Origin of the sequence: Enterobacter genomosp. S (genome assembly GCF_001631805.1) — a bacterium.
Classification (GTDB): Bacteria; Pseudomonadota; Gammaproteobacteria; order Enterobacterales; family Enterobacteriaceae; genus Enterobacter; species Enterobacter quasihormaechei.
The window spans coordinates 142,660-155,102 of the sequence record NZ_LVVA01000012.1; the positions used below are offsets into that span (position 1 = coordinate 142,660).

Below are 12,443 nucleotides of genomic sequence, written 5' to 3' on the forward strand. Positions count from 1 at the left end.
GAGGAGGCTCACGAAACGCCTCTCTTTACATGGCTTTATGAAATGGCCTTCATCAGCGATAATTAGCCCTTTCTTTTTTATCGCGGAGTGTTAATGAGCGATTTGCGGCCCTTCCCCCCGATGCGCAAGCGTCCTATGAAGCTGAATACGCTGGTTACGCTGATGGTGTGCGCCATTATCGGCTCTGTGCTGCTGGTAGTGTTCGCGCTGTACTCCGTGCAGATCACCCGCGCCACGCGCGATGACGTGAAGGATACCGCGCTGGGTATTGCCCGAACGCTGGCCGACAGCCCCGATATCAAGCGTGGCCTGATGGCCTCACCCCAGGCCGGCATCATCCAGCCGATTGCCCAGGCGGTGACGAAGCGCAACGACCTGCTGTTTACCGTGGTCACCGATCTGCGCGGTGTTCGTTATTCCCACCCCAATGAAGCGCTGTTAGGGTTGCATTTTATCGGCGACGATCTGACGCCTGCCCTGGAAGGGAAAGAGAATGTCTCCGTTAACCGCGGCGCGCTTGCGGAAGCGCTGCGCGTCTTTACGCCCGTGTATGACGATCGGCACGACCAGATCGGCGTAGTGGTGGTAGGGATTTCGCTGAATAAGGTGGAAGATCAGATTGCCCGCGGACGGCTCAACGCCGTGTGGACCATCCTGTTCAGCGTTCTGATGAGTTCACTGGCGATATGGGGCCTGGTCCGGGTGCTGAAGCGTATCCTCTTCGGGCTGGAGCCTTACGAGATCTCCGCCCTCTTTGAGCAGCGTCAGGCCATGTTACAGTCCCTGCGAGAAGGCGTGATGGCCGTGGATATGCACGGTCGCGTGACGATGATTAACCACACCGCCAGAGAAATTTTACTCCTGACCTCGGGCCAGCACTCCGAGAGCAGCAGTGAACCGCTGCTGGCCAGCCTCCGGGAAGTGTCAAAAACCGGCATCGCTCGCCAGGACCAGGAGATCGGCTGTAACGGACGGCTGCTGCTGTGCAACATGGTCCCCGTGAAAAGCCAGAATCAGGTAATCGGGGCAATTAGCACGTTCCGCGATAAAACCGAAATCAGCCAGCTAATGCAGCGTATTGATGGCATGGTCAATTATGTTGATGCCCTGCGCTCGCATACGCATGAGTTTATGAACAAACTGCACGTGATCCTCGGCCTGCTGCACATGAAGCGCTACGATAAGCTGGAGGAGTACATCATCCAGACCGCGCAGAATTATCAGACTGATATTGGCGCGATACAGCGCAAGGTTAAATCACCGATCATTGCGGGTTTCCTGTTGGGTAAAATTAACCGCGCCAAAGAGGCCGGGGTGACCCTGACGCTGGCGGAGGAGAGCCAGCTTCCAGACTCCACCAATGAAGAGCAGGTTGCGGTGCTGATCACCGTGCTGGGCAATTTAATCGAAAATGCCCTGGATGCGATGGAAGGTCAGCCGGAAGGCGAGATCGGCCTGCTACTCCATTACCAGAACGGCTGGCTGAGCGGAGAGGTCAGCGATGACGGCCCCGGGATTGATCCCGAGCGGCTGGAGGCTATTTTTACAAAGGGCTACTCAACAAAAGGTGAAAACCGCGGCGTTGGGCTGTTCCTTGCACGTCAGCAGATCCAGAACCTGGGCGGCGATATTACCGTCGAGTCGGAGCCTGGCGTATTTACCCAATTTTTTGTTCAGATCCCCTGGGATAGCGAGAGGAATATCGCGTGATAAATGTGTTAATTGTCGATGATGACGCCATGGTAGCCGACCTCAACCGTCTGTATGTAAACCGCGTTGAGGGTTTTAGCTGCTGCGGCGTCGCGTCCACGCTCAACCAGGCCGAGGCGCTGATCGCAAACCCTGGCCAGCCGATCGATCTGGTGCTGCTGGATGTGTATATGCAGCAGGATAACGGGCTGGATCTGCTGCCCATCATCCGCGCGTCGGGCCGCCCGATCGACGTCATCATGATCTCGTCGGCGTCCGACGCCGCGACGATCCAGACGTCGATGCACTATGGCGTGGTGGATTACCTGATTAAGCCGTTCCAGTTCCCGCGTTTTGAAGAGGCGCTGAACGGCTGGAAGGCCAAGCGCAGCCTGATGGGATCGCATCAGTATTATGAACAGGCCGACGTCGACAGGCTGATCCACGGCGGCGCGCCGGAGCTGGCCGACAGCAAAAAATTACCGAAAGGATTAACCCCACAGACGCTGCGCACGATTTGCCAGTGGATCGACAGCCATCCGGAAATGGAATTTTCCACTGACGATCTGGCGAATGCGGTCAACATTTCGCGCGTTTCCTGCCGCAAATACCTGATCTGGCTGGCGCAAATTAATATCCTGTTTACCAGCATTCACTACGGCGCGACCGGCAGACCGGTGTATCGCTACCGTTTGCAGCCGGAACAGGTCGGGCTGCTCAAACAGTACTGCCAGTAATGCGGTAGCTGTCGTCCAGAAGGGTAAAGCGGAAGTGGTGCATCGAGGAGATCACCACTTCTTTTGTTTTGGTGACAAAGATGGCTTCAATATCGGGGCGCGAACGCAGCGCGGCACACCCCTTCTCCACGCCCATGCCGTAGATCAGCGTGGTCCAGATATCGCCGTCGATGGAGTCTTTCGACACAATCGTCACGCTGTCCAGTTCGTTATCCAGCGGGTAGCCGGTGCGCGGGTCAAGAATGTGATGATAGCGTTTGCCGTTCTGCTCGAAGTAGCGCTCATAGGTGCCTGACGTCACGACCGACCGGTTCTCTACCGTCATCGTCCCAATCAACGCGTCTTCGGCAAACGGTTTTTTCAGGCCGACGCGCCAGCCGCCCTCCGGCGAGCCTAACGTCTGGATGTTGCCGCCGAGATTAATTAACCCCAGCTCAACCCCCTCTTTGCGCAGAAGGTCCCGGACCCTGTCAGCGATATAGCCTTTGGCGATTGCGCCCAGGTCGATCTCCATTCCCGGGCGAGTGAGAAATACGCTGCTGCTGGCTTCATCCAGCACCACGTCCGCAGGATGCGTGATGTTCAGCAAGGCAGCGATCTCGTCTGCGGGCGGCACGGCGTCACCCTTAAAGCCAATTTTCCAGCGTTTAACCAGCGGGCCGATCGCCAGATTAAACGCACTGTCTTCCATCTGGCTGGCCGCTTTCGCACAGCGGATCAGGTCAAACACCGGGCGACTGACGGCAACCGGATGCTGACCGGCAGCATGATTAACGTCCATCACCTGCGAATGCGCGCGGTTAACGGTAAGCAGATCTTCGTACTGTTTGATCAGGCGAAACACGCGGGAGGCGAGCGCTTCGTCGTGGGAAAAGAGTTTCAGGAGGATGGGCGAGCCCATCAGAACGGCGGAGTAGCTGTAAACGCGATGGCTATCAGGCATTGCATGAGTCCTCATATGTAGCCCCGGCAGGCACCGCGCCGCCGGGGAAACAGGAGCCTTACCGTGTTTTCGAACGCATAGCCGCCTGATGTCCTGCAAGCGTACCAAAAATAATGATATCTGCCACCGCGTTACCGCCGATGCGGTTACCGCCGTGGATGCCCCCGACAACCTCACCCGCAGCAAACGCCCCTGGCAATACGTTGTGGTTGCTGTCCAGCACGCAGGTATCGGTATTGATGGTCACACCGCCCATGGTGTGGTGTACGCCCGGAGCAATCTGAATGGCGTAGAACGGCCCTTCGTTGATTGGCGCGCGCAGCGCGGTGGTGCGGCCGAAATCATCGTCGTGCTGTTTTTCCACAAAACCGTTGTAGCGTTCCTGGGTCGCCAGGAAAGCGTGGTGATCCATACCGAGCGCTTCCGCCAGCGCTTTTGGCGAACTGGCGCTGGTCACGAAGCCTTTCGCGATGTACTCATCCGCCGCTTTGTTTTTAGCCCGGACATGCTCGTCAAAGACGATGTAAGCGTATTTCTCCGGCAGCGCGATGATTTGCGCCGAAACTTTATCGCGGGTCTCCATTTCGTTGAAGAAGCGGTTCCCCTGCTGGTTGACCAGAATCGCCCCGCCGCCACGGATGGATTCGGAAATCAGGTACGACGTTTTCTGCTCCACGGTTGGGTGGATCTGAATTTCGCCCATATCCACGGTGCCCGCGCCAATACGTTCCAGCAGCGCGATACCGCCGCCGGTTGCGCCTTTGTGGTTAGTCGTCACGAACCCTTCCAGGTCCGGACGGTATTTCACCACCATCTGGCTGTTGGCGCTGAAGCCGCCCGTTGCGACAATCACGCTTTTGGTTGCCACGGTAAGGGTTTCGTTCTCTTCGGTGGTCAGACGTACGCCGGTGACTTCGCCATTTTCGAAGATGATGTCGCTGACGGAGGTATCCAGCATCACTTCGATGTTGCGTTTGTTGACGTTACGCACCAGGCCGCTGATCAGATACCCGCCTACCGCGGAACCGTCTTTCGGACGGTGCGTACGGTCAATGCTCATCCCGCCGGTGGTGGTGATGTCGTTCAGCATAATGCCGCGCGTGGCCAGCCACTCAATCGCCTCCGGCGCGTTCTCGACAAAGCGACGCAGCAGTTCAGGGTTGTTTTTGTTGCCGCCGCCTTTCAGGCTTTCCTGGTAGAACAGCTCTTTGCTGTCCTGGATACCTTTCACGCGCTGGAAGCGGGTCTCTGCCGCGTTCATCCCTGCCGAGGCTTTGATGGTGTTACCGCCGATGGTTGGCATTTTCTCAACGATCAGCACGCTCGCGCCTTCGTCATGCGCCTGGATCGCCGCCGCCAGCCCTGCACCGCCGCTGCCGACCACGACCACGTCGACGTTTCTGGTTTCATTCGGGTCTGCACCCTCTTCTGCCGCCAGCGCTTTGCTGGATTTCAGCATCGCTTTCGAGACCGCTTTTTTCACCGCCTCGCTCTGGCTGGTTGCGCCGGTGATGGCGTCCACGTGCGGGGTATTAGCATCCAGAATGCGGGTACGGATCTCTTCGAAGCTGGTGACAAACTCCACGTCTTCGCTCGGGCCTGACGCCAGCTCGATATCAGCAATGCGATCGGTTTCGAGACTGACGTTGATCACCAGCTCGTTGGCATCGTCCTGTACTTTTTCAACGAAGGTGCCCGGTTTGAATTTCGATTCACCCATGCTCATGTCGCGAATCATCGCTTCTACCAGCGAGAAGCGCCACAGCGGTTCCGGGATGTTCAGCTCTTCGCGTCGGGTATTGTCCATAAACAGCTCAAGGCTTTCGCCCGCCGCGATGCGATCGGTCCAGTCCGGGTAGGCGATAGTGGCGCGGCCTACGGCAATCAGGTCGTAGCCATGATCCAGCGCTTCATTCACATCGGTAGCATTCACCACGCCGCCGACGCCCATTACCGGTACCTGTGCCAGCGTGTCAGAACGCATCGCGCAGTATTTTTCGATAAGCGGCGTCGGATCCTGCGTGTCGACGATAGAAGGACGCAGGGCGGCGCCAAGGGAGAAGTGAAGATAATCCACCCCGCGTGCGGCCAGTTTTTCCAGCAGATACAGGGTGTCTTCGAAGCGAATGCCCGGGACTTCCAGCTCTTCCGGAGAGAAACGGTAGCCAATGATGAACGCGTCGTCCGCGTACTGGCGCACCATCTTGTGGGTGATGTCCAGCACCGCCAGCGGGAATTTCGCGCGATTTTCGCGGCTGCCGCCCCACTCGTCGTCGCGCTGGTTTGAATTCGGGGAGTAGAACTGCTGGATCAGATAGGTATTCGCCCCGTGAATTTCGACGCCGTCAAAGCCAGCCTGAATCGCGCGGCGTACGGCGTCGCCAAACTTGCCGATCATGCCTTCCACTTCTTCCGAGGTCAGGGCAACCGGCGTCGCGGCACCGTCACGCGGCGCAGCAACCGCACTTGGGCCAACCGGCGTGCGACCCCCAATCAGTTTTGGATCGACCATACGGCCGCCGTGGTAAATTTGCAGAAGGGCTTTAGAGCCTTTGGACTTGATAGCGTCAGCGATTTTCGCCAGCCCTGCGATTTTCTCGTCGTTATCAATCCCAATTGCGCCCGGGAACGCCAGGCCGAGATCGTCAACAAAACAGCACTCAACGATAATGGTGCCGATACTGCCAGCGCGGGCGCGATAGTACTCCACCAGCTCGCTGGTCACGGTGCCATCGTAATAACCGGTACAGGTTGTCATTGGGGCCATTAACAAACGGTTTTTGAGTTCAGTACCATTCGGTAATGTGAAGGGGCTTAAAATTCGTTCGTTAGTGCTCATAATAGAAACTCCAAACTTTAAAATTAAGAATTCGGTATCGGGATCGTTTTATTTCGTATTTTTGCCGATGTCATGGAAGTAATATAATGCTTTTTTTAGTTTCCAAAGCTATTACGTTAGTTAATAAACTATTTAATCCCTGCGGTAACATTAATAACACATTGGTGTTAGAAGGAATGTTTCACTCATTCACATTAATTTAAAAAAAGTTAAATAAGCAAAGGTCAAACCAATACACCTACACCAATAGAAATCCATATAAATCAAACAATAACATAAATACCAATTTTAATATGTTATAAATTTGATACATAAAATGCGTAAAACCAGCGAATAACCACACTACTCAGAGTGGTTATTATAAAAAGTATAAAAATACGCTCATAATTCTATTTTTTTGATCGCGATCAATAGTAATGGCATCCAAAGGCGCAATATAAAAACATCATCATTTTTTATTTAGCGTAAACAAAAATGCGTTAAATCGCTATTACTGAAAACACAAAAACGCACCTTAAATAACTAAAAAAAGCAAAATGAATAAAGTAATCGAATTTGTGTTTTCGCTGTACGACGAATTTTTGACAACTTAAGACGTGAAACTATGAAAACAAAAACTGCTGTAACGCCTCCTGCGGCGAATCTGGCATCAAATGGAACAGCAAAACGCCTGCTGATGATGGCCCTGCCCATCATCGTTGCCGTCCTGCTGCTGTTTGTCCCCGTTCCTGAAGGGCTGCCGCCTTATGCGTGGCACTACTTCGCCATCTTTGTTGGCGTCATCGTCGGGTTGATTTTCGAACCTCTGCCGGGCGCCGTAATCGGCCTCACCGGCGTGGTGGCGATTGCGCTGTGCAGCCAGTGGGTGCTCTTTAGCCCCGAACAGCTGGCTGACCCGAAATTCAAGCTGGCGGGCGCCTCCTTTAAATGGGCGGTGAGCGGGTTTGGTAACTCCACCGTGTGGCTGATCTTCGGTGCCTTTATGTTTGCCGCGGGCTACGACAAAACCCGCTTCGGCCGCCGCCTGGCGCTGATTCTGGTGAAATATCTGGGCCGTCGCAGCCTGACGCTCGGTTACGCGATTACCTTCGCGGACCTGCTGCTGGCACCGTTTACCCCGTCCAATACCGCGCGCAGCGGTGGGACCATCTACCCGATTATCGCTAACCTGCCGCCGCTGTACGGTTCAAAACCGAACGACCCAAGCGCGCGTAAAATCGGTTCGTATCTGATGTGGGTGGCCATTACCGCGGCCTGTATCACCAGCTCCATGTTCCTCTCTGCGCTCGCGCCGAACCTGCTGGCGCTGGCGCTGGTGAAAAGCACCGTTGGGATTGATATCTCCTGGGGCACCTGGTTCCTCGCCTTCCTGCCGCTGGGCATCCTGCTGATCCTGACCATGCCGCTGCTGGCCTACTGGTTCTACCCGCCGGAAGTGAAGGTGAACAACGAAGTGCCGCTGTGGGCGACCCGTGAGCTGGAAAAACTGGGCAAGCTGTCGCGCAATGAGATCCTGCTGCTGGTGTTCGTATGCTGCGCGCTGCTGATGTGGATCTTCGCCGCCGCATGGATTGAGCCCGCAATGGCTGCCCTGCTTATCGTCGGCCTGATGCTGTGGACCGGCGTACTGGAGTGGAACGACATCACCGGCAACAAAGCCGCCTGGAACACCTTCGTGTGGTTCGCCACCCTGGTGGCGCTGGCGGATGGCCTCTCCTCCACCGGCTTTATCAGCTGGCTGGGTAAAGAAGGCGGCCTGCTGATGAGCGGTATCTCTCCGGGCGTGGCGACCATCGTCCTGCTGCTGGCGTTCTACCTGCTGCACTACCTGTTTGCCAGCACCACCGCGCACACCACGGCGCTGCTGCCGGCGATGCTGACCATCGCCTCCACCATTCCGGGCATGAATATGGAAGTGTTCGTCCTGCTGATGGTGACCTCGCTGGGCGTGATGGGGATCATCACCCCGTACGGTACTGGTCCAAGCCCGATTTACTACGGTAGCGGTTACCTGCCAACCAAAGACTACTGGCGCCTCGGCACCATCTTCGGCGCCATCTTCCTGGCGGCCCTGCTGCTGATTGGCTATCCGTGGATGTCCATGATGTTCTGATTCCTGACCGCCGGACTTCTCCTCCGGCGGTTTTATTTTTGTGGAGCAATACGCTATGTCAAACAAACCGTTTTTCTACCAGAACCCCTTCCCGCTCGCGCATGACGACACCGAATACTATCTGCTGACCAAAGAGCACGTCTCCGTTGCCGAGTTTGACGGTCAGGAAGTGCTGAAGGTGGAGCCCGAAGCGCTGACCCTGCTGGCACAGCAGGCCTTCCACGACGCCGCGTTTATGCTGCGCACCTCTCACCAGAAGCAGGTTGCGGCTATTCTGAGCGACCCGGAGGCCAGCGAGAACGACCGATACGTGGCCCTGCAATTCCTGCGCAACTCGGACATCGCGGCGAAAGGCGTGCTGCCAACCTGTCAGGATACCGGCACGGCAATCATTATGGGTAAGAAAGGCCAACGCGTCTGGACCGGCGGCGGTGACGAAGCGGCGCTGAGCCAGGGGGTGTATAACACCTATATTGAAGATAACCTGCGCTACTCGCAGAATGCGGCGCTGGATATGTATAAAGAGGTAAACACCGGCACCAACCTGCCCGCACAGATTGACCTCTACAGCGTCGATGGCGACGAGTATAAATTCCTGTGCATGGCGAAAGGCGGCGGCTCTGCCAACAAAACCTATCTCTACCAGGAAACCAAGGCGCTGATAACCCCGGCGAAGCTGAAAAACTATCTGGTTGAGAAGATGCGGACCCTCGGCACCGCAGCCTGCCCGCCGTACCATATTGCCTTTGTTATCGGCGGCACCTCCGCAGAAGCCACGCTGAAAACCGTCAAGCTCGCCTCTGCGCGCTACTACGATGAACTGCCAACCGAAGGCAACGCGCACGGCCAGGCGTTCCGCGACGTTCAGCTCGAACAGGAGCTGCTTCAGGAAGCGCAAAACCTCGGCCTCGGCGCGCAGTTCGGCGGAAAATACTTCGCCCACGATATTCGCGTGATCCGCCTGCCGCGCCACGGAGCCTCCTGTCCAATCGGCATGGGCGTCTCCTGCTCCGCTGACCGCAACATCAAAGCGAAGATTAACCGCGATGGGATCTGGATTGAGAAGCTGGAGCACAACCCGGGCCAGTATATTCCTGAATCCCTGCGCCAGCAGGGTGAAGGCGACGTGGTGAGCATTGATCTCAACAAACCGATGAAAGAGATCCTGGCACAGCTTTCCGCGCATCCGGTCTCTACCCGGCTGTCCCTTAACGGCACCATCATCGTGGCACGCGACATCGCTCATGCGAAGCTGAAGGAACTGCTCGATAACGGCGAAGCGCTGCCGCAGTACGTGAAAGATCACCCGATCTACTATGCCGGCCCGGCCAAAACCCCGGAAGGATATGCGTCTGGCTCACTCGGCCCAACCACCGCGGGGCGTATGGACTCCTATGTAGACCTGCTGCAATCCCACGGTGCGAGCATGATTATGCTGGCAAAAGGTAACCGCAGCCAGCAGGTCACCGACGCCTGCCATAAGCATGGCGGCTTCTACCTCGGCAGCATCGGCGGCCCGGCGGCGGTGCTGGCGCAAAACAGCATCAAGAGCCTGGAGTGCGTGGCGTATCCGGAACTGGGAATGGAAGCGATCTGGAAAATTGAAGTGGAGAACTTCCCGGCGTTTATCCTGGTGGATGACAAAGGCAACGACTTCTTCCAGCAGATCCAGAACAAACAGTGCAAAGGGTGCTCACAGCGCTGAGCGTTTCCATAATGCCGGCAGCAGCGTCAGCGTATCGTTGATAAGCCCGCGCTTGTCGCTGCCCGGCTTCCAGATGGTGACCATCGTCTGACTTATCCCCTGGCTGCCCACTTCGGTGGGCAGCCTTTTTACATTTTTCCACCGCGCCGCGTGAAGATGGGTCGGCAAAAAGCCCCAGCCGCATCCCTGCTCCAGCAGGCCGCGCAGCATCTCCAGTTCGTTAGTGAAAAGGGTGTGCCCTGAAATTTGCAGGCGACGCGCAACCGGCTCGTCGGATGCGGCATGCATAATCACCTGTGGCACCAGGGAGAGATCGAGCAGCGACACCGGCGATGCCACCTCCGCAAAAAGCGCCGTTGCGGCGTAAAAATCCATTTCGATTGCCCCTAATGCCCGCCACTCCATCTCATTGCCCACGCTGCGGTTGCGCGCCTGGCAGACGCCCAGATCGGCCTGACCGCTCGCCAGCATGGCTTCCGCCTCATCGCGCGATGCGCTGGTCAGGCTCAGGCGAATTTTTTGCGTCGCCAGCGTGGCAATCAGCGCCTGCAAAAAGGCTCTGGGGGTGAACGGATCGTAAACGAGGGCAATGTCCTGCGTGGCGCTGTCCGGCACCGTACGGGCAAACGCCTCAAACGCTTTCACCTGCCGCATCAGCAGGTGCGCCTGCCGCTGAAGCTGCTCCCCTTCCGGCGTCAGGCGCAGGCTGCGCCCTTCCCGCAGGAACAGCGCGTAGCCTAGTCCATCCTCAAGAAAATCGATCAGATCGCGCAGGGTAGTACGATCTTTGCCGAGTTTACTGGCCGCCTTCATCAGGCTGCCGTGCTCAGCGACGGCGGTGAACGCCTCAAGCTGAGCAAAAGAGTAGATCAGGTTTGCCACGTCATTCTCCCCGCGATTTTTACGGGGGATTTTCCCCCATAACGCGCTTTTTATTATAGGGCGCGGGTTCTTAAACTGAAGTCCTTCCTGAGCCAAACGAGATAAATATGAAAAACAAAACCAATCGCACGCTGCTCGCGGCGCTTGTCGTCGGTAGTCTGGTCTCGCCTGCCGCTATGGCCGCCTGTGGCGGCACCGACCTCACGACCTGTCCGGCGCCTTTCGATGCCAAACTCCCAAACGCCCATACGATGCTCACCTGGAGCCAGGCCGACCGCGTGGTGGGCTTTCGCAATGACTACCGCAACTACGCAGGCGATGTATTCCGCCACGGCAACGCCTCGCCGCTGCTCGCCGCAGAAAAACCGCTCACAGATGCCCGCTATCAGGTGAATGGCAAGAGCTATGATCTTCATGATTACCTGAAGCGCCAGAACGTCAGCGGCATGCTGGTGCTGAAAAATGGCAAAGTGGCCTATAAATATCTGGCAGAAGGCAATACCGACTCAACGCTCTGGACGTCACGATCCGTGGGCAAATCCGTGGTCTCCGCGCTGGTGGGTGTGGCGATCAAAGAGGGTAAAATCCACTCCCTGGACGACCTTGTCACCCAATACGAACCGGATTTAAAAGGCACCGCCTGGGACGGCGTCACGCTGAAGCAGCTCATCACCCACACCTCCGGCGTGGCGTGGAATGAAGATTACACCAACCCGCAGTCAGACTTCGCCCGGCTTACCGAATGCGAAGCGAAGCCGGGCACGTACGACTGCGTGCGCACGCTGGTGAAAGGATTACGCCGCGAACATCCGGCGGGGGAAAACTGGTCCTATTCCTCGGGCGGCGCGTGGCTGTTAGGCGATGTGCTTGAACGCGCCACCGGCATGACGCTCGCCGCGTATCTGGAGAAAAGCATCTGGCAGCCGTACGGCATGGCCAGCGACGGCGTATGGCATGCCTACAGCAAAGGCGAGCACGACGTGGGCGCGCACGGATTTAACGCAACCCTGGAAGACTGGGGACGCTTCGGGGAATTTATCCTGCATAACGGTACGCTGCCGGACGGGAAGCAGATCCTCCCTGACGGCTGGGTGAAGCAGTCCTCCGAGTGGACGCAGGCAAAAGGTTCTGTCTCCGCCGCGCATCCGAAAGGCCTTTACGGCTATCAGTGGTGGAACAATGAGGTGCCGGCCAACGCCACAAACGTAGCGCCAAAGGTCGAGGATTCGCTGAAGGACTCCCTCTGGGCGCTGGGTATTTTCGGCCAGATGATTATGGTCAATCAGAAGGAAAACCTGGTGATTGTCCAGTGGTCCACCTGGCCACAGGCGGAGCCGTCATTCAGCGCCCAGCCGCTGGAAGCGTCGCTGATGTTTAGCGCCATTGCCAACGCGCTGCGCTAAATTACCGAAGCCAGGCTTTGCCTGGCTTCACCTCTGCGCGACGTCACAAAACAGCGATTTCAGCAACTTAGCGAAAACAGGTAAATAAAAGATCACTCAAATGTTAAGTTATTGTTGCCTATGTAAATCCTG

8 protein-coding genes are annotated in these 12,443 nt (G+C 56.8%); 5 read left to right on the forward strand and 3 right to left on the reverse strand.

Annotation, left to right across the window (positions count from 1 at the left end):
- Positions 1-93 precede the first annotated feature (93 nt).
- Both A3466_RS08420 and dcuR read left to right on the forward strand, forming a co-directional pair.
- On the forward strand, positions 94-1,710 hold the full coding sequence (locus A3466_RS08420) for a sensor histidine kinase (protein WP_063450192.1): 1,617 nt from the start codon (positions 94-96) through the stop codon (positions 1,708-1,710).
- The gene (gene dcuR, locus A3466_RS08425) at positions 1,707-2,426 is read left to right on the forward strand and encodes a two-component system response regulator DcuR (protein WP_006811173.1); all 720 of its coding nucleotides are present in this window, start codon (positions 1,707-1,709) and stop codon (positions 2,424-2,426) included. The genes A3466_RS08420 and dcuR overlap by 4 nt, the downstream gene beginning before the upstream one ends.
- Here dcuR and A3466_RS08430 read toward each other — a convergent pair.
- Together A3466_RS08430 and A3466_RS08435 are read right to left on the reverse strand one after the other, a co-directional pair.
- Positions 2,407-3,369 carry an FAD:protein FMN transferase gene (locus A3466_RS08430; protein WP_063450193.1) on the reverse strand — a complete coding sequence of 321 codons (963 nt, stop codon included), beginning with the start codon at positions 3,367-3,369 and terminating at the stop codon, positions 2,407-2,409. The genes dcuR and A3466_RS08430 overlap by 20 nt on opposite strands.
- A gap of 58 nt (positions 3,370-3,427) precedes the next feature.
- Entirely contained in the window at positions 3,428-6,208 is a 2,781-nt protein-coding gene (locus A3466_RS08435) for a flavocytochrome c (RefSeq protein WP_063450194.1), read from the reverse strand.
- Between the two features lie 604 nt (positions 6,209-6,812).
- Between A3466_RS08435 and A3466_RS08440 the strand changes: the two genes are divergently transcribed.
- Both A3466_RS08440 and fumA read left to right on the forward strand, forming a co-directional pair.
- A complete protein-coding gene (locus A3466_RS08440; RefSeq protein WP_074160984.1) occupies positions 6,813-8,321 on the forward strand; it encodes an anion permease in 1,509 nt (502 codons plus the stop codon).
- A 55-nt stretch (positions 8,322-8,376) separates the two neighbouring features.
- Positions 8,377-10,026 carry a class I fumarate hydratase FumA gene (gene fumA, locus A3466_RS08445; RefSeq protein ID WP_063450195.1) on the forward strand — a complete coding sequence of 550 codons (1,650 nt, stop codon included), beginning with the start codon at positions 8,377-8,379 and terminating at the stop codon, positions 10,024-10,026.
- Here the strand turns inward: fumA and A3466_RS08450 are convergent.
- A complete protein-coding gene (locus A3466_RS08450; protein ID WP_063450196.1) occupies positions 10,015-10,908 on the reverse strand; it encodes a LysR family transcriptional regulator in 894 nt (297 codons plus the stop codon). The genes fumA and A3466_RS08450 overlap by 12 nt on opposite strands.
- 107 nt (positions 10,909-11,015) lie before the next feature.
- On the opposite strand from A3466_RS08450, the gene A3466_RS08455 reads away from it, so the two are divergent.
- Complete coding sequence (locus tag A3466_RS08455; RefSeq protein WP_063450197.1) at positions 11,016-12,311, forward strand: serine hydrolase domain-containing protein; 1,296 nt, start codon at positions 11,016-11,018, stop codon at positions 12,309-12,311.
- Positions 12,312-12,443: the final 132 nt, after the last annotated feature.

What these genes read in the sequence shown, in the direction of transcription:
- A3466_RS08435 (WP_063450194.1), bottom strand. Translation starts at nt 6,208, where the DNA reads ATGAGCACTAACGAACGAATTTTAAGCCCCTTCACATTACCGAATGGT.
- A3466_RS08440 (WP_074160984.1), top strand. Translation starts at nt 6,813, where the DNA reads ATGAAAACAAAAACTGCTGTAACGCCTCCTGCGGCGAATCTGGCATCA.
- A3466_RS08430 (WP_063450193.1), bottom strand. Translation starts at nt 3,369, where the DNA reads ATGCCTGATAGCCATCGCGTTTACAGCTACTCCGCCGTTCTGATGGGC.
- A3466_RS08420 (WP_063450192.1), top strand. Translation starts at nt 94, where the DNA reads ATGAGCGATTTGCGGCCCTTCCCCCCGATGCGCAAGCGTCCTATGAAG.
- fumA (WP_063450195.1), top strand. Translation starts at nt 8,377, where the DNA reads ATGTCAAACAAACCGTTTTTCTACCAGAACCCCTTCCCGCTCGCGCAT.
- A3466_RS08455 (WP_063450197.1), top strand. Translation starts at nt 11,016, where the DNA reads ATGAAAAACAAAACCAATCGCACGCTGCTCGCGGCGCTTGTCGTCGGT.